The organism is Paenibacillus sp. FSL W8-0187 (assembly GCF_037969755.1).
Lineage (GTDB): Bacteria > Bacillota > Bacilli > Paenibacillales > Paenibacillaceae > Paenibacillus_AQ.
This window is the reverse complement of the sequence record NZ_CP150206.1, coordinates 5,447,863-5,466,085: the sequence shown is the minus strand read 5'-3', so window position 1 is coordinate 5,466,085 and position 18,223 is coordinate 5,447,863. Positions and strand designations below refer to the sequence as shown.

Genomic DNA, 18,223 nt, shown 5'->3' with positions numbered 1-18,223 from the left:
GAGGGTGTCCCAAAGATTTTAGATCGATCTTAGATCTGACGGGCCCCCCTCCTTTTTCTGTTAAGAGATGCTATTCCTCCGGATCAGGGATGACAAAAGATACGCTTGTCCCCTCACGGACCTCGCTTTGAATGGAAAGACCGCTCCCATACGTCTGAATCAGTCTGCGATTTGTGTTATACAGACCGATCCCTCTTTTGTCCTTGCGCGGAGCATCCAGCAACTCCTGTACTTTTTCTTTATTCATTCCCATGCCGTTATCCTTGACCTGAATTAGCGTGGACTGCTCCTGACGGATTATATGGATTTCGACGGTGCCGCCTTTAGCTATTGGGATAATACCGTGCTGTACCGCATTCTCGACCAGAGGCTGAATCGTTAAGGGAGGAAGCAGGAGGTTTGCGTCCTGATCCAGGTTCCATATGACATGGAGCCGGTTACCATGTCGCTCCTTCTCAACATACAAGTAAGCGCGTACGAGTTCGAGTTCTTCCGATAGTGAGACAAATTTGCCGGAGTTTTGATATTGAAAACTGATTTGCAGGTATGAACTAAAAGCCTCATTAAGTTTTCGCATTCTTTCCACATCAATTTCACTCAAAGCGTGGATGGAATTCAAGGTGTTAAACAAAAAATGCGGATGGATTTGCGCTTGCAGATAAGCGGCCTCCATACGAAGACGCTCGTTTACGGACTGTTTTAATGTAATTAATGACTGGATACGGTATTTAAGCTCCATTGGGTCTACCGGTTTCGTGACATAATCGTTAGCACCTGCCCGAAATCCCGCATACATGTCGGAGGGCTCGCTGCGCGCTGTCAGCAGAAGCACAGGGAGTTCGGAAGGGGAATAACGTTCTCTTATCATCCGTGTCAGCTCGTAGCCTGAAATCTGCGGCATCATCACGTCTGCGATAACCAAATCCCATGGTTTCGTTCCGAGCAATTCCAGCGCCTCCCCGGCCGAAGTTGCTAATTGCAGGTGGTAAGGTTCAGTCATCAGTATGTTTGCAAGCACTCTTAAATTTACAAGGTTGTCGTCAACGGCCAGGATATTCATCTGATCTTTTATGGACGGCGCTTCTACGGTTAGGATCGGCTGGCCGTTGAGGTTGTTCCGGCTTGCTGCCATTTCTTCATAGGCTCCGAGCCGCTCGGCCAATATGCTCGGGGAAATCTCTACATCCGTTGAATCAGCCAAAGGAAGCGTGAAGGTAAACGTTGAACCCTTTCCGACTTCGGAGTGAACCGTCATGCTGCCGCCATGAAGCTCTACCAGCTCTCTACTGATGCTAAGGCCCAAACCGATGCCGTTGGTGTCGCCGTATCCGGGATCGCCTTGTTCGTATGGCAGAAATACGCGCTGCTGTGTTTCCTGATCCATTCCTGTTCCCGTGTCCGTTACCTCGATGATCATTTGCCCGTTCTTGGCGATGGCCGTTACGGCAATGATTCCTTCCTCGGTATGTTTGATGGCATTATGCAGTACATTCATGAGGATTTGCACAAGCCTCTTTTCATCGGCCATAACGAGAGGGAGGGCTTCGGATATGTCTATATTCATTTTCAACTCTACGGCTTTTCCTTCGACCAAATACTTTAAGATATCGATAACGCCATTTACGACAGAGGGAAGGGACAGGGGCTCGGCATGCAGTACGATTCGCTTTTCCCTCAGCCTTACTGCGTCCAGGAGATCATTCAGCAAATGCGACATCTGACGTCCAACCTTAATAAGGAGATTCATATCCTCTGCACTTCGACTGTCCATATGATGCTGCTCCCTGTCCGTCACACTCTGGGCGATATTCATGATCCCGTGCAGCGGCGTTCGCAGCTCATGTGACGTCTGGGCTAGAAACCGGTCTTTCATTTTGTCCGCTTTCTGTAATTGGCGGTTGAGCTTGCTGATTTTATCGGCATTGCGGAAATAACGCTTAAACCAATAGGCCGAGAAACCGATGATGGCCGAGATGACATCAACGGGGTAGTATACGGTTGGAAGCTCCTGATATTTGTTAAGCGCTCCCCAGATCACGCTGGAGAAAATGCCGCTGGCTGCCAGGAGCAGAAAGATCGCGTCATCCCGGCTTGCAGCCACCATTCTCCCGAACATATAGATAGAGATGACAACCGGCAATATATAATAAATGCTAAAAACTTTATATTCCACCGTCCAGAAAACAAGGGAAGCAGGTGCGATTGCAATAAATCCGGAATATAGAAGCAGGGAAATGCCATAACCGATAAACCATCGGCTGCGAGTCTTTATGGTGAAACTTCTGGTCATTTTCAATATGAAAAAAGATAGCCAAGAATAAGACAAAATGGAGATTTTAAGATCCCAAGTGTAATTGATGGACAGCCATTTCAGCAGTAAATCGTCATCTGACACTACAATCGTCACGGATGCGGTGAGAAGCAGCAGGAAAAAATCAAGCAGCGTCCATTCCTTCGGATTGAATAAAAACAGGATGCAGGAATACAGACCGTGAAGGATGAGCACGACGAATGTAATGAGTTGAAGATCGATGGAAAGTCCGCGTTCATCGTGGATGGCTTCGCTGGATCCCAGCTTGATGGAATTTACAATTCCGCCTTTGAGTGGATGCTCAAAGTTGGCCACGCGTACAAGCAAGTCGATTTCTTGCGTATGTTCAGCGGGAGTGTAATCGACTACGAAGGGACTTCGAGCCGGTGAATAGGTGTTATTGCCATCTTCTCCGGTCTTGCCCATCTCCCCTACTTTAATGCCGTTTATCTCCACGCTGGCCGAAGCCTGAATTTGTTGGATCCAGAAGGAAAGGGGAGCGGTTAAGGCTGGATCAATCAGAATACGAAGCCGATAGGTGCCGGTACCATAGGCGGATTCGGATTCCTTCGTTTGGCTTCCCCGCCAATTTCCCGGAACCTGCACATAGCGATGCTGCGGATGGGTTTGCTCCAGCTCCTGTTTTGTGGCGAGTTTGTCAGGGTAGAACGCCCATTCCCCGTCCAATGTTATGGATTTGGAATGAATGAGGTCCCAACTGCGCAAGTCGAGCACCCCTTGGGAGGCTTTCGGGTGGTGGGGAGGAACGAAGGCTTCGATCCAATACCAGCGAATGCTGAGGAGCACGGACAGAAAAACAGTAATTGCCAATATATACTGAACAATCTTTTTACTTCCAATGTGATATGTATTTTTTGCAGATCGCGTCGGCACGGTTCACGTTCCTTCTAGGTTTTATATGGGTTGTTGTAAAATTCGAGATTCTTCTTCTTAATATACGAGAAAATGTGACGGTCGTATAGTTATTCCCCTGCAAAAAGCATTTGTTCAGTTCTTTGGAGGCAGTTCCAATTACGAACAAGGTTTCCGTTCATTTTTAATGATATGGCGTATAAAAAACCGCCTTTTTACCTGTCATCAATCAGGAAAAAGGCGGTTATTGTGAATATTGTTAGGTTTGGGTCATCTTTATAATGGTTACATTCCTACGTCATGTCCGGACGGGCTGCTCTTTGTGTCCTGCTCCTTGGGAGTGAACGGCCACCAGTTAGCCCGGCCAAAGATACGGACCATCACCGGTACGAAGAATGGCAGGAACAGGAGTGCATAGAGCACAAGTCCAACCAGGACAACCGTTGCAATCTGCATCATGGACAGTACGCCGGATGGATACATCGCGGCAAAGGTACCGCCAAGAATGACCACCGCGGACAGGATCACGGTTCCCATGTTGCGCATGGCATGCAGAATGGCATCCTGAACATTCCAGGACTTGTTCTCGTTGAAGCGCGCCATGAGGAAGATGCTGTAATCGACCCCAAGCGCGATCAACATGACAAAGCTGAAGAACGGCGTGGCCCAGGTGATGCCGGAATACCCGAAGCCGTGCACGAAGATCATCTCCGTAACGCCGACAGCCGTAAAGTATGTGATGACCAGAGAGACAATTAGATAGATCGGCATCACGATGGAGCGCAGCAGCACGACCAGGATAATGAAGATTCCGCTCAGCATGAGAATCACGGTACGCGCGTAGTCTTCATTCGATATGTTTTGCAAATCGTTATTCGTGCTGGTAATGCCGCTGATGGCAGCTTCGGCGTTCTCCAATTTCGTGTCTTTTACTGCACGGTCTACCGCAGCTTGAATTTGTTCAACACTGCCCAGAGCTTCTTCGCTGTACGGATTGGTTGCCAGAACCACATCCAGCGTCATCACTTTGCGGTCCTTGCTGAGATAGGTATCGAATACCGTCTGGAATTCTTTATTCTCCAGGGCTTCCTGTGGAATGAAGAAACCACTGAGCTCTTCATCCTGAACGTCCTGGATCTGCTGCAGATAATCCTGAGCGGAATGCAGTCCGTCCGAAATTTGCTTCAATCCGTCCGCGCTGGAGTTCAGTCCTGCCGTCAGCTCTCCGATCTGGCCGGTTAGATCGCCAAAGCCGTCGGCAAGCTGTTTCTGTCCGCCCTGCAGCTGGTCCAGACCGCCCGTAATGGAAGGAATTTGGCTTACGATCTGTCCTTGCCCGTTAGCTGCCTGCGAAAGACCGGATTGAAGCTCGGCGATACCGGTCACAAGCTGCTGAAGACCGTCGGCAAGCGCCGTTTGCCCGGCGGCTGCCTTAGCGTAGCCGGCGTTTGCTTCCGATAAGCCGGCAGACGCACCTTTAAGCTGCTCGGAGATTTGTCCTAACCCTGCTGCCAGTTCGGCTGTGCCTGCAGCTGTTTGCGTAACGGTACCCTTAATGGTTTGATAGTCGGTATCTTGAATGAGTTCCGGGTAATTGCTCTCCAATCCCGTGAAGGAGCCTTCAAGTCCACTCAGTGCGGTCGCCACGCCGCCCAGTTGCTCTTTAAGTTCGGCAACGCCGCCGTCAAGAGCTGCTAATCCGGTATCAAGCTGTTTATAACCTTGAAGAAGCTGGGCATGGGCTGCAGCTAACTCTTTCGCGCTTTTCGCAGCTTGGGCAAGCCCGGTTTTGAGTTCGCCTGCGCCTGCGCTTCCGCTTTGGATTCCTTTTTGAATGGCGCTGAGGCCTTGGCCAAGCTCCGTAATGCCGTCCTTGAGGTCGGCGGTTCCCTTGGTCAGCTCTTTGGCTCCCGCTGCGGCTTCATTCAGTTTCGGCGTATTCTCGCTGAGCTGCTTGCCTGCTTCGGATAGTCCATTCTGGATTTGGGTCAGTCCGTCTTTGGACTCTCCCAATCCTTCATTTAACGTTTTCACTTGCGTTGGAATGAGGAAATCGTTGATCTGCTCACCGGTTGGACGGGAGAGCCCGCGTACGCTGGATACGCCATCAACCTTTTCCACTTCCCGGCTGATTTTTTCCGCGAGTCCCATGTATTCTGCCGTATCCATCCGGTCATCGTTCTTGATCACGATGGTGGAAGGCAGCGATTGTCCGGGACCGAAGCTGTCCGAAATAATGTTAAAGCCCTTGACTGAAGCGTAACTTGGCCCGATTTCCTCCAGGCTGTTAAATGACAGTTTGCCGCTGTATGTAGCCAAGAAAGGGGCCACGATCACAGCGACGACAAGCAATGCCGCCCAAGGGCGCTTAAGAGAGAAGGAACCTGCCGCTCCCCAAAGCTTATTCTCGCTATGCTCCAGCTTGCCGCGTGATGGCCAGAAGAGCTTCTTGCCCAGCACCGCCATGAAGAATGGAACGACTGTAACCAATGCTAGAAGCATAACGGCAATGCCAATTGCAACCGCAACTGCGGATTTGTACAGAATGAATTTGGATAACCCGATGGCTGCAAAACCTACAAATACGGCAAGCCCGGAATAAAGCACGGTGCCGCCGGCTTTTCGGTAAGTCTCAATGATGGCCGATTTGGTATCCTCCGACGTGGTGAGTTCTTCCTTAAACCGGCTGATCAGCAGGATGCAGTAGTCGGTTCCGATCCCGAACATGACGGCCACCATAAAGATCTGGGTGAAGGTAGATATCGGGAAGTTGAATTGGTCAACGAGAAAAGAAACGACAGACTGTGACACGATATAACTGAGACCTACGGTCAACAGCGGTACGAATGGTGCTACGAAGGAACGGAATACAACGAATAGAATGAGGAGAATAAAGACAACCGTAATATATTCCGTTTTCTTCAGGCCTTCCTCCGAGCTGACGATGGTATCTTCATTGATGAGACCTTCGCTTGTCAGGTAATGATCGGCTTGAACGCCTTCCAGCACCTGATCAACCTTCTGGGGTAGAGCTTTCACGGCTTCCTGGCCGCCGCTGACCTGAAGCGCGACCATGATGGTCTTGCCGTCTTTGGCAATCAGCGTGTCTTCCAGCTCCGTTTGCGTGAACGGTTCATTGATGGAATCAATATGGAGGCTTTCTTTATTGTTGTTTAAAGCTTGAACGCCCTCCCGGATACTCTCCTTATCCGTTTCGCTTAACCCATCGGGTTTATTGAAGACGAGCGCAACCTGGTGCAGGGTTTCCGCGCCCTCGCCGCCGGAGGCCTCCTTGAGAATTTCCGCCGCGCGCGAAGAGGTATAACCATCCGGTACGGATAATTGCCCTTTCTCCCGCACCAGGTCCGACATGGATGGCGCGAACAAAAACAGCACGACTGCGGCTGCCAGCCACAGAATGATAATGGCCCATCTTGCTTTCAGTATGGCTTTCAATTCTTTCTCCCCCCTGATTCAAGCATCAATTGCCCCAGCTTCTCGAACATTGAGATAAACATTTCGATATCTTTTTCTTCAAAATGCTCCATATAAGGAGAGACGATCTCCCTCATCTGTTCCTGGGCAGATTCAAAAATCGTACGTCCGTATTCGGTTAAAGTCAGATAAACTAGTCTGCGATCTGCTTTGTCCCGGGTTCTGTCGATAATGCCGGCATCCACGAGACGGTTGACGATAGCGGTAATCGAGCTCTTGCCGACGGCAAGCGTTTCCGCCAGATGGGATGAAGTACAGTGATCCATGCTGTTGATGATGCGCACAACCTGAAACTGGTCATTGGTCAGATCTTCACCGAGATGTTCCCGAATCTGGGCGTTAATCCGCCGGGTGACCAGCAGGTAGACATCCACATATCGGTCGATCCATTGCTTTGCCTTGTCGTTCAACAATAGTTCTCCTTTCGAATAGTTCACGTATGAAATAGTTTCATTAATGAACTATATGGCAGGAGGAAAGAAAAGTCAAATGTCCGCATGACGGCAAAGGCAGACGGCCTTGGAATAAAATCCTCTTGGCCGGTCTGCACGAATTTTTAATCGAACAGGCAATGTCCTCAATCAAAGGGGGAGGCTAGAACTTACCTCGGGTAATACGAATATCCCGGATATTTCACGACAGGCCACTTTTCCTTGCGCAAAGCATCGGTGACTTCGGTTCCGACTCTCAGGTTATCCTGGACCAGGTCCCGAGGGGTCAAGGCCATCCATTGATTCAAGGAAACATCCTCGAACCGGTCGCTTCTGAACATTTCGAGAAACCATAAGGATTCCGTGCCCGTGTTCTGTATGTAGTGGCCGAAGGCAAAGGGGACATATCCCACATCACCGGCTCTGTAATCAAAGGTCCGCGCCGCTCCATTGCCAGCAAACACGGTCATTCGTCCTTGTCCGGCCAGGTAATACTGCCATTCATCCTGATTCGGATGCCAATGAAGCTCCCTCATGGCGCCCGGTTTGATCTCAACGAGCGCGGCTGCAACGGTTTTGGAGATCGGAAAATTGCTGGAATCCACGATTCTTACGCTTCCGCCGGGGGTTATGATCGGTTCTTGCGCCAGCAGCCGGTGCTTGAAACTCAGCGGTACTGTTCCGTAAGGGGATTGGATCTCCTGGCTTTCGAGCGAACCTGGCACCTGATCCTGAAAAATATAAACCTGTTCCTTCGGGATATGGTTAAGAGCGTTCTCCGGAACGCCGAAGTTGGCGGACAGCACATCCTTTGGCGTATGGGCAAACCAGTCGGAGATCGATAAGGTATTCAGGTCCGAGAAGTGGCCGTCGTCAAAAACCAGCAGGAATTCACAGCCTTCCTCGAGTCCCTGGATCGAGTGGGGGAGACCGGCAGGAAAATACCACAGATCGCCGGGCCCCACATCCGCGATGAAATTTCTACCGCTTGCATCCATTGCCGTAATTCTTGCGCTGCCCCAGATCATATAGGCCCACTCCGCCTGCTGATGCCAATGGAGCTCCCGAACGCCGCCGGGTGTGAGGCTCATATTGACGCCGGCCAGCGTGGTCGCAATCGGCAGGTCCCGTACCGTAATTTCCCGCGACCAGCCGCCATGATTCAGCTGCATATGCGTGTCGGAGAACGACATTTTCAGATTGGGCATCAAGCCCGCATCCGTAATCGGAGGCACTAGCATGTCGGGATTCTCGATATCCCTCATCACATCCCGCGGACCATAGTCTGGCCCGCCTGCTCCGTCGCTGCGTATCGGCTGTGGGACACGGTCATGATTTCCTCTGTTCCGGTTCTGATCCTCCATTAATCTGTATCTCCCTCTCTAGGCTTTTTCCGTAAAATATCCTGTTAAACGGCTATCCATAATGGTTATGAGCCATCGCTTGGCTAATATGTAAGGGAATGCAAGGCCAGTCAAAGATGGTTTTCGCAATGATAGGAATGCCCTATATGTCGTGGCGGAAGGGGGCAATCCGTTTTCCTAGCGTCAGACCCGTCCATACAAGCAGCAGGGTGATCGGCAGGGCGATGATGGTTCCGAGGGCGAATGAAGCTATATTTATGATGTCTGCATGAAAGAGGCGATAGAGCGCATAAATCCCGTAAGGAATTTCAAAGATGGCAGCTGTAATGACACCTGGGGTGTATGCCCACAGGGCGATCGAGGCTCCCACATGTTTCACGCCATCCAGCAGGAACACCGTGACAAAGCCCGCGAACAGCGCGTTGAATGGGCTGCCGATCTCGAAGTTAAGAGCCGTAATGGCCGTTACGCTGGTGAGAATGAAGCCGATCAGCAGGACGGCAAATGTAAATTGCAGGGTGATATTTTTATCCCACGGAGTGGAGACAGGCGAGATTTTGGATAGCACAGGGTTATTCTTGTTCTTCCTAAGCCACCATTCCATCGTGGCAATCTCTTCTCCATCGTGAATGAAAAATACAACCGGCAGCAGCCACAACATCATGGCGAAACTCCAATCTGGCATGATTGACAGCATGATCCTCATTTCTCCCTTCCTTCTAACACTATTAGCGATATTTATAGAAACTGAGTGTACACTCAAATTGAGCCGATAAAAGAAGCTGATGCAGAGAGGTTATTTCTGTTCTGCTATCAGCTTTACTATTCTATCCTTACTGGGATGAGCATCGGCGCCTTAGGATCCTTCATAAAAACCATGCATCAGCAGCCGGACGAGCTCACGAATATAGGATTCGTCCCCGAGCGGGAGGGCTTCCTGTCTGAAGCGGGAATGGAGCATGCAGTAGACCAGTATGGAGGAGGTCATCATCGTCATCGCGACCTGAACCGTATGTTCCGGTTGATGCTTCGATCCCGCGGCCTGTTTGAGTATGCCGCTGCCTGCTGTCCCAAAACCTTCGATCAGCCGGGACACCTCATTGGATACCTCGGCATCCCTTATGAGTTCAGGTGACCAAATGAGCATCAGATAATCCATGTTCGTCCTGAGGAACCCAAGGTACGCCAAGCCGTATTGAAACAGGGCTTCCTCCGCAGGCAGCTTCGACAGTTCATCCGCATCCTCTTGGAGCTGTGTAACAAAGGAAAAATTGTCCACAAGGTAGAGCAGCAGCTTCCGCTTATCTCCGAAGTGGTAGAAGATCAGCCCTTCGGCAACGCCGCTTTCGGCGGCAATCTCTTTGGTTGTCGTCGCATGAAATCCCTGCTGCGAGAACAGCTTCAGAGCGACGTTCAATATCTGTTCCTTCTTGGCATTTCGATTGTTTGTTGTAGGCATAGGCAGATGGCTTCCTTTTTTGATTAAATGACGAATCCCATATACTGAGTGTTTACTCAAGAATATTGTCATTTCCAGCTATTGTCAAGGCTCGAAATATCAAGGCATGGAATGTTCTAAATTTTCAATGTTATTGATAATAATGAAGGGAGGATTGTTTAGAGCATGCTGCATATGTGATGGAGAAGAGGAGAATCACATGAATTGCTTGTCTGTTTTTCGGCATGCAGTTTATGTGTTTTTTTGTTCTCTTTTTTTGCGAATCCTTGCATCTTTTCGAATGGCAGAGAGAAATTTTCGAAGAAAGGGGAATGTCGGTTGTCTAGTAATGAAAGCGTTTTACACGGCAAGAAACCTAAAAGTGCAGCGACAAGAAAAAGGCTCTGGGGTGAGCATGCTTTAGCCTATGGATTTCTGGCACCCTCCATCATCTTGTTTATGATGTTCTTGTTCTACCCGATGCTGAAATCGGTTTATCTCAGCATGACGATAACGGATCCGCGGGGTCAGGTTGTTGAATTTGTATGGTTGGAGAATTTTATCCGGCTTTTATCATCAGGATCATTCTATAAGAATCTTGGCGTAACGCTGATGTTTATTTTGTTTACCGTGCCCACCTCCTTGATATGGTCGCTGTTTCTTGCCGCCATTACCCACAACAAGCTGCGAGGGATGAAGGTGTTTCAGTTTGTTTTCTCATTGCCGATTGTCATTTCCGTCGGGACCGGCTCGATTATATGGTTTTTGTTGTTTCATCCTACGGCGGGCATGCTTAACTATTTTCTAAGCTTCGTTCATCTCGGGCCGATCCCTTGGTTAACCGATCCTTCCTGGGCTCTGATCTCGATCTCGATCATGACGATCTGGATGAACATGGGGTTTCTGTTTATTGTGCTGTCAAGCGGTTTACAGGGAGTTCCGGAGGAGATATACGAGAGCGCCAAAATGGACGGCTCCGGGCCGATCCGGACCTTTATCCAAATCGTACTGCCACTGCTGTCACCTACGATTTTCTTTGCTTTGATTGTATCGGTTATCGGTGCATTTCAAGCATTCGGGCAAATTCACATTCTGACCAAGGGAGGTCCGATCAACTCCACCAATGTCATGGTTTACTCCATTTATCAGGATGCCTTCGTCAATTTCCGGTTTGGCATCGGCAGCGCACAGGCTCTGATCCTGTTTGCGATTATTCTGCTCCTTACGCTGCTGCAGTTTAAAGTTCTGGAAAAGAAGGTGCATTACCAATGACCCTGCGCGGAATTACGTCCCTGTTTACCTATCTGCTGCTCATCCTCCTGTCTTTAATTGTGTTATATCCGCTCATCTTTACGGTGTTCTCAGCCTTTATGACCGAGAAGGAGGTAGCTAATTTCCCACCACCGCTGTTCCCGTCGAGCTTCTATCTGGGCAATTTTACGGAGGCCATCTCCGGCTTCCCGATTATTCGCTTTATTCTGAACAGCTTCATTGTCTCGTCGGCCATCATGATCAGTCAGGTCATTACATCAAGTCTGGCCGCATATGCGTTTGCATTTCTTAATTTTAAGGGTAAGGCACTGCTGTTCGGACTCTTCTTGTCAACGATGATGATTCCTTGGGAAGTCACGATTATTCCGAATTATCTGACCATTAAGGATTGGGGCTGGATGGACAGCTACCAGGGATTGATCGTGCCGTTTATGGCAGGGGCCTTTGGCGTGTTTCTGCTGCGCCAGTTTTTTCTGCAGCTCCCGCGTGAGCTGTTTGATGCGGCCAAAATCGACGGGTGCGGTCATATCCGCAGTTTTCTGTCCATGGTGCTGCCGTTGTCCCGGTCTTCCATTGCTACCTTGGCGGTGTATACCTTCCTCACGCACTGGAATCACTTCTTGTGGCCGCTTTTGATCACAAACCAGGCCTCGATGCGAACCGTACAGATCGGGGTGGCTATGCTGCAGCATGCTGAAGTGATGTCATGGAACCTGATTCTGGCCGGCGTGACCATCGTGCTGGTTCCTTCCTTTGTACTGCTGGCTTTTGGCGTCAAACAATTGGTGCGCGGAATTACCGCTGGTGCGTTGAAAGGTTAGTGTGGTGGTTGGCCTGTCATATGCAGGTTTATCATAGGAAGCATTTTACGAACGAAGGGGGAGAATCACGGATGAAAAGAAGAACGAGATTGGTAAGTATCGTGTTAGCTGCGATCATGCTGCTGCTTAGCGCGTGTAACATTAACATGGGTGAGGAGCCTGATAAGGGGACGGATTCCGTACCAAAAACCGATGTTGGTGTTCAAAAAGTGGTATTCTGGCATGCGATGGGAGGAGCGAATACCAAGGTGGTTGATCAATTAGTCGCCAACTTTAACGCTTCACAGGACAAGGTGCAGGTAGAAGCGGTGTATCAGGGAACCTATGATGACCTGTTAAGTAAACTGAAGGCGTCGATGGGAACAAACGAGGGGCCCTCCGTGGTCCAGATGTACGAGATCGGCAGCCGGTTTATGATCGATTCCAAACTAATTACACCCATGCAGGAGTTCATTGATGCGGATCAGTGGGATGTGTCGCAGCTAGAGCCTAACATCAGCGGGTATTATACATTTGAGGATAAGCTGTATTCCATGCCTTTCAACTCCTCTAATCCGATACTGTATTACAATAAAGACTTGTTCAAGGATGCAGGGCTCGATCCGGAAAGTCCGCCTAAGACGTTTGAAGAACTGAAAATCGCGGCAGACACGATATCGAAAAAAGGGAAGGCGGTTGGAGCGAATTTTGCTATATACGGCTGGTTTATGGAGCAGTTGTTTGCCAATCAGGGTGCGGAGTATGTGAACAACGGCAACGGCCGAGACGATCTGGCGACCGAGTCACTAGTCAATACCGAGCCTGGCGTAAAGGTGCTGACTTGGTGGAAGGATCTGATCGATTCCAAGGCAGCCAATAACCTGGGACGTAAAACCGATGATTCCAAGAAGGCATTCTCGGCCGGTCAGGTCGCCATGATTCTGGACTCAACCGCAGCTTTGAAGGGACTTGTGGATAGCTCGGAAGGCAAGTTTGAAGTAGGCACAGGCTTTCTTCCGAAGCCGGAAGGAGCGGAAGAAGGCGGTGTTATCGTGGGCGGAGCAAGCCTGTGGATGATGAACAGTCGTCCTGAAGCAGAGCAAAAAGCCGCATGGGAGTTCATTAAATTCCTGACCTCTCCATCGGAGCAGGCATACTGGCATATCAATACCGGGTACTTCCCGATTACCACGAAGGCGTATGAGGAAGAAAGCGTGAAGGAGAATCTGAAGAAATTCCCGCAATTCCAGACAGCCATTGATCAGCTGCACCAGACGAAGCTGGTTAAAGCGACCCAGGGTGCCGTGATGGGCGTATTCCCCGAGGCAAGACAGATTGTGGAAGGGGCGATTGAAGAGGTGCTGAACAATAAAAAGTCACCGCAGCAGGCACTGGACGACGCAGCGAAAGAAATTACGACCAAGATTCAGGATTATAACCGTACCGTAAAGTAGCATAGAGGGGAGCCTCAAACTCAGGAGAGACAGGGAGTAACAAGCCGATCCATCAGAATCGGCTTGTTGGTTCGTGGCATGAATGCAGCCAATAAACGATTCACCGGGAAGTTTCGCTTAAGCGATACATTCTTAGAAAGAAATCCACCTCAACCGCAAGCGACGGAATCATGAGTACCTGCGTTCTCTTGAGGCTATACTGGTGGTGTTTGAGTTTACAAAAGAAACGCGAAAGCGTATACTCAGACAAAATAATTGTTAATTATAGTCACTCACCGAATAACAGCCACTTCGGGAGGAAATTCCCTTCCTCGTGTTAACACTCACATTTAGGGCGTATAATAACGTTATTCGAAGCTGAATGCCCCTATCCCGGAAGAATGCGATTAATCGCGCTTATCGGATGGAGGGCGTTTTTTCATATCATGGCGGACATAGACAGGGGATAGACATGAGCAGATTGACTAAGGAATTGGCGCAAGAAATTGTAACGCGGACGATGCAAGTGATTCATTATAATGTGAACGTCATGGATGAACGGGGGCGGATTATCGGTTCTGGCGACCGCTCGCGCTTATATCAGAAGCATGAAGGGGCGCTCATTGCGATTGAGAGGAAGGGTCGCTTCGAGATTGACGAGGAAAGCGCACGCAAGCTGCAAGGGGTGCTGCCCGGAACGAATCTGGCCATTCACTTCCAGGGCGAAGTTGTTGGGGTCATCGGTATTACCGGCGATCCGAATGAGGTGACCAAGTACGGCGAGCTGGTGAAAATGACGGCGGAAATGTACTTGGAGCAAGCAGATCTGCTGGAAAAAGCCCAATGGGATAAGCGGATGAAGGAGGATTTCCTTCAGTCCATCATTCATGCGGACGGCAAGGATAACGCCATGCTGCGCCTCCAGGCGGAACGGATTGGCTTCCATCCGGATAAAGCGCGGGTTGCATGCATTATGGAGCTGATCGGTGCGCAGGACGCGAATTCATTGTCTACGCTCAAGCAGGTGGTTGAAATATTGGAGGGTCGGCCCGCCATCGACCTGATCGCCATTCACAATACGCGCCAAATCGTGTTGTATAAGCCCCATCTCCACCCGCGGGAGCCGAACGCCGATATATGCGAAGGCATCCGTCACATTCGCAGGCTGCTGGAGGAGAAGCGGATTGCGCCGCTCCGCATTGCGGTTGGCAAGGCGTATTCCGGCATCGACGGCTTAATCGCGTCTTATCGTTCCGCGCAAGATACGATGCGGGCGGGCCAGGCGATATTCCCGGAGCAGACGGTATACTACGGCGAAGATATGCCGAATGAGACCGTGGCAGCGAACGTTACGCCCTCGTGGGTGGCGGAAGAGCTGCAGCGGCTATGGTGGCGGTTTGCGCAGGAGGATAAGAGCGGGGAACTTCAGCAGACGCTGGAGGCCTATTATGATGAGAACGGCGAGCAGCAGCGCATCGCCGAGCGGCTGTCGATTCACCGGAATACGCTTCGCTACCGACTGCAGCGCATTCATGAGGCGACCGGCAAAGACCCGAAGCATTTTCGCGATTTATATACGCTAATGACGGCCCGCTGGCTAAGCGCGCTGAAAGAGAGGAAGTTGGAGAGTGACGGTGTCTGGAAGGAACATGCATGATTTGTGCATTTGAACAAAAAACACGCTCAATAAAGCGCTTTATTTCATTTTTATGCATGATGAAGCGCTTTCACATTACAGGTACAGTAATAGTATAACGAATTGAGACAACACATTAGGGGGTCTTGACTATGGACGTATCTGTAACTGTACTTGGTGCTTTGACGGCATTGGTTGTGGCGATTGTGCTTATATTGCGTAAAGTCCCTCCTGCCTATGGCATGATGATTGGGGCACTTGCCGGAGGGGTTGTCGGCGGAATCGGGCTGGTTGATTCGGTGAATTTGATGATGGATGGCGCGAAGGGCATGATTCCGGCCGTGCTGCGCATCCTGGCAGCCGGCGTGCTTGCCGGCGTCTTGATTGAATCGGGCGGCGCGAAGACGATTGCCGAAACGTTGATCCGCAAGGTCGGCGAGACGCGTGCGCTGTTTGCGCTGGCGTTCGCGACGATGGTACTTACGGCGGTCGGCGTATTTATCGACGTCGCGGTCATTACGGTGGCGCCGATTGCGATCGCGATTGCGCAGCGCGCCGACTTGTCCCGCATGGCGATATTGCTTGCCATGATCGGCGGCGGGAAGGCCGGCAACATTATGTCGCCGAATCCGAACGCCATCTCGGCGGCAGAGGCATTCAACATTCCACTGACATCGATGATGATGGCAGGAATCATACCGGCAGTCCTTGGGCTTTTTGCCACTTATCTGATCGCGAAGCGCCTGTCCAAAAAGGGAACGAAGATCACGGGCCAGGAAAGCGTAGACGACGGCGCTCAGCAGCTTCCGGGCTTCCTGGCAGCGATGATGGCTCCGATCACGGCGATTGTGCTGTTGGCGCTGCGCCCGATTGCCGGCATCGTCATCGATCCGGTTATCGCGCTGCCGGTCGGCGGGCTTGTTGGCGCCTTGTGCATGGGCCGCATCAAGCAGATCAATCAATTTGCGGTATCGGGCTTGGGCAAAATGTCGGGCGTGGCTGTCATGCTGCTCGGCACAGGGACGTTGGCCGGCATTATATCGAATTCGCAATTGAAGGATGTCATCATCGACAGTCTGGCCTCCTCCGGCTTGCCGGCTTACTTGCTTGCGCCGATAAGCGGCGCGTTCATGTCCTTAGCCACCGCTTCGACAACAGCAGGTACCGCAGTCGCCAGCTCGGTGTTCGGCTCGACGATTATGGGGCTTGGCGTTGCTTCCCTGGGCGCTGCGGCGATGATTCACGCCGGGGCGACCGTCTTCGACCATATGCCGCACGGCAGCTTCTTCCATGCAACGGGCGGAAGCGTCAATATGGCGATGAAGGAGCGGCTGCGCCTTATTCCGTATGAGACCGCAATCGGTCTCGTCCTGGCCGTCGTATCGACATTGGTGTTCGGCGTGTTCGGCTGGTTCTTGTAATCTGCGGCAAAATGATTGTTCAGGCAGTTGGTTAAGACTGATGGAGAGGGAGTGGAGAGAATGAAGGTTGTAATTGCTCCAGACTCATTTAAAGAGAGTTTATCCGCATTAGAGGCATGTCATGCCATAGAGAAGGGAATACGCGCCGTGTATCCCGAAGCGGATATCGTCAATGTGCCGATGGCTGACGGCGGGGAGGGCACGGTGCAGTCTTTGGTGGATGCGACAGGTGGACGATTGGTTCACCGCGAAGTGACGGGACCGCTTGGCACCCCCGTGACCGCGTTCTACGGCATACTTGGTGACGGGAAGACCGCGATTATCGAAATGGCGGCCGCCTCGGGACTAGCGCTTGTGCCGCCGGAGCAGCGCAATCCGCTCGCGACGACGACGCGCGGCACCGGCGAGCTTATTACGTCGGCGCTGAACGAAGGCGTCAGCACGATTATTCTCGGCTTGGGCGGCAGCGCCACCAACGACGGCGGCGCCGGCATGGCGCAGGCGATCGGGGTGCGGCTGCTTGACGCCGATGGCTCGGAAATAGGCCATGGCGGTGGAGAGTTGCATCGCATTGCCCGCATCGATACGGGCGGAGCCGATCCGCGGCTGAAGCAGGTTGCCTTCGTGGCCGCGTGCGATGTGGACAACCCGCTGACCGGAGAGCGCGGCGCCTCGGCCGTATTTGGCCCCCAAAAAGGCGCCGATCCAGCCATGGTACAGCAGCTTGACGGCAATCTCGACCATTATGCGGCGATGATTAAGGCATGCTTGGGCCGCGACGTGGCCCAGATTCCCGGCGCTGGCGCAGCCGGAGGGCTTGGCGCCGGTATGCTCGCTTTTTTCGCCGCTGAGTTGAAGCGGGGCGTGGATATCGTTATCGAAGCGACGGGGCTGGCTTCGCAAGTGAAGGATGCGGATCTCGTCATTACGGGAGAAGGCCGCATCGACGGCCAGACGATTTACGGCAAAACGCCGATGGGCGTGGCCAAGACGGCCAAGCGGTACGGAGTGCCGGTCATCGGCATCGCGGGCTCGCTTGCGGACGGGCATGAAGCGGTGCTTGAGCATGGCATCGATATCGTGTTCACGATTGTGCCCGGCGTATGCAGCCTGGACGATGCGATAAGACAAGCCGCCGCCAATATGGAGCGTACAGCGCGCAATATGGCGATGACGTTAAAATGCGGTAGCAAGTTGGCTTGAATAAGATGACGATTAGAGGCGGGCATGATGGAATTCGAGTATAGGATTTGATTGACAATCCTGTTGCTTTGGCACACGGCGTCGAGACAGCTACCATCCCAAGATGCTCACCAAAGTCATCGTCTTCGCTTACACACAACGGATCTAGAATTACGTCAAAGAGAGAAATGGCGGTACAGGGCTGATCTCCCTGGAACCGCCATTTCTTTATTTTGCTGTCTTTTCATCAATTGACCGCCGCCGGGATAGGCACTTGCAAAGATTCGTCCAAACGGGTTGATGGCTTCATTGACGATGCAAACCAGATGGTGCCTAAGGGATATCTTCCTCCAAATCCATTAATGGTTTGGATAGCACCTCCATTTTACCGAAAAACGGTTTCTTTGCGTCTAAAAAAGTAAGAAATCTGCATGGCGTAGCGGAGAGGACGAAACGATTCCGGACAAGCGTCAGCGCTCGCCTTTGCCCCCACATTTCGTCTTTACCCAGAACCATTCCAAGAAATGTGGGGGCAGCAGCGATGGTAGGAACGATTCGTACACGGAG

Annotated in this window: 12 protein-coding genes; 6 read left to right on the top strand and 6 right to left on the bottom strand. The window is 51.3% G+C overall.

Annotated elements, in window-relative coordinates:
- Positions 1 to 70: 70 nt before the first annotated feature.
- The 6 genes from MKY48_RS24655 to MKY48_RS24630 all read right to left on the bottom strand — a co-directional run bounded on the left by MKY48_RS24655 (position 71) and on the right by MKY48_RS24630 (position 9,933).
- A complete protein-coding gene (locus MKY48_RS24655) occupies positions 71 to 3,205 on the bottom strand; it encodes an ATP-binding protein (RefSeq protein ID WP_339291390.1) in 3,135 nt (1,044 codons plus the stop codon).
- A gap of 264 nt (positions 3,206 to 3,469) precedes the next feature.
- Positions 3,470 to 6,640, bottom strand: a complete 3,171-nt coding sequence (locus MKY48_RS24650; protein WP_339291388.1) for an MMPL family transporter — start codon at positions 6,638 to 6,640, stop codon at positions 3,470 to 3,472.
- The gene (locus MKY48_RS24645; RefSeq protein WP_339291387.1) at positions 6,637 to 7,089 is read right to left on the bottom strand and encodes a MarR family transcriptional regulator; all 453 of its coding nucleotides are present in this window, start codon (positions 7,087 to 7,089) and stop codon (positions 6,637 to 6,639) included. Before MKY48_RS24645 ends, MKY48_RS24650 begins: the two co-directional genes overlap by 4 nt.
- Positions 7,090 to 7,280: 191 nt before the next feature.
- Complete coding sequence (locus MKY48_RS24640; protein ID WP_339266968.1) at positions 7,281 to 8,474, bottom strand: oxalate decarboxylase family bicupin; 1,194 nt, start codon at positions 8,472 to 8,474, stop codon at positions 7,281 to 7,283.
- A 142-nt stretch (positions 8,475 to 8,616) separates the two neighbouring features.
- On the bottom strand, positions 8,617 to 9,171 hold the full coding sequence (locus MKY48_RS24635; RefSeq protein WP_339266966.1) for an HXXEE domain-containing protein: 555 nt from the start codon (positions 9,169 to 9,171) through the stop codon (positions 8,617 to 8,619).
- A 159-nt stretch (positions 9,172 to 9,330) separates the two neighbouring features.
- A complete protein-coding gene (locus MKY48_RS24630; protein WP_339291386.1) occupies positions 9,331 to 9,933 on the bottom strand; it encodes a TetR/AcrR family transcriptional regulator in 603 nt (200 codons plus the stop codon).
- 318 nt (positions 9,934 to 10,251) lie between these two features.
- Between MKY48_RS24630 and MKY48_RS24625 the strand changes: the two genes are divergently transcribed.
- From MKY48_RS24625 to MKY48_RS24600, 6 genes are all read left to right on the top strand, one after another.
- Positions 10,252 to 11,184, top strand: a complete 933-nt coding sequence (locus MKY48_RS24625) for a sugar ABC transporter permease (protein WP_339291384.1) — start codon at positions 10,252 to 10,254, stop codon at positions 11,182 to 11,184.
- Positions 11,181 to 12,005 carry a carbohydrate ABC transporter permease gene (locus MKY48_RS24620; RefSeq protein ID WP_339266962.1) on the top strand — a complete coding sequence of 275 codons (825 nt, stop codon included), beginning with the start codon at positions 11,181 to 11,183 and terminating at the stop codon, positions 12,003 to 12,005. The genes MKY48_RS24625 and MKY48_RS24620 overlap by 4 nt, the downstream gene beginning before the upstream one ends.
- Positions 12,006 to 12,076: 71 nt before the next feature.
- Positions 12,077 to 13,438, top strand: coding sequence for an ABC transporter substrate-binding protein (locus MKY48_RS24615; protein ID WP_339291382.1), 1,362 nt, complete (start codon positions 12,077 to 12,079; stop codon positions 13,436 to 13,438).
- A 451-nt stretch (positions 13,439 to 13,889) separates the two neighbouring features.
- Positions 13,890 to 15,074 carry a sugar diacid recognition domain-containing protein gene (locus tag MKY48_RS24610; protein WP_339291380.1) on the top strand — a complete coding sequence of 395 codons (1,185 nt, stop codon included), beginning with the start codon at positions 13,890 to 13,892 and terminating at the stop codon, positions 15,072 to 15,074.
- A 131-nt stretch (positions 15,075 to 15,205) separates the two neighbouring features.
- Positions 15,206 to 16,474 carry an SLC13 family permease gene (locus MKY48_RS24605; RefSeq protein WP_339291378.1) on the top strand — a complete coding sequence of 423 codons (1,269 nt, stop codon included), beginning with the start codon at positions 15,206 to 15,208 and terminating at the stop codon, positions 16,472 to 16,474.
- A gap of 60 nt (positions 16,475 to 16,534) precedes the next feature.
- Entirely contained in the window at positions 16,535 to 17,677 is a 1,143-nt protein-coding gene (locus tag MKY48_RS24600; protein WP_339291376.1) for a glycerate kinase, read from the top strand.
- Positions 17,678 to 18,223 lie beyond the last annotated feature (546 nt).